Annotated in this window: 1 pseudogene; it reads left to right on the top strand. The window is 32.7% G+C overall.

The annotated features are described in order from the left end of the window. Positions 1-233 (top strand): annotated as a pseudogene (locus tag D7V97_RS43830) (ribonuclease J); the annotation flags it as partial. Positions 234-419 lie beyond the last annotated feature (186 nt).

Raw genomic sequence — 419 nt, 5'->3', positions numbered from 1 at the left:
GTATAGCTGCGGGACCTGAAATTCAATCTCGTGGGTTTGTATATGTACGTGAAAGTGAAGACTTATTACGTGAAGCAGAAGAGAAGGTACGTGAAATAGTAGAGGCTGGTTTACAAGAAAAACGCATAGAATGGTCTGAAATTAAGCAAAATATGCGTGATCAAATTAGTAAACTATTATTCGAAAGTACAAAACGTCGTCCTATGATTATTCCAGTAATTTCTGAAATTTAATCAAAAAGTCATTAACATAAAAGAGGTCAGAACAAGTCACTGAAATATAATGGTTGTCATGGACAATTTACTTATATTTTATGATGGTCAATTGAAAGGGGTAACGATTAATCTGTTATCTTAAGTAAATTGATACATAGATGATATTGTTCTAACCTCTTTCATCGTCTGTTTGGACTACATATT

It is taken from the genome of Corallococcus sp. CA053C (genome assembly GCF_003611675.1).
In the GTDB taxonomy this organism is placed as follows: Bacteria; Myxococcota; Myxococcia; order Myxococcales; family Myxococcaceae; genus Corallococcus.
Note: the sequence above shows the minus strand (reverse complement) of the source record. Positions and strands in the feature narration are given on the sequence as shown.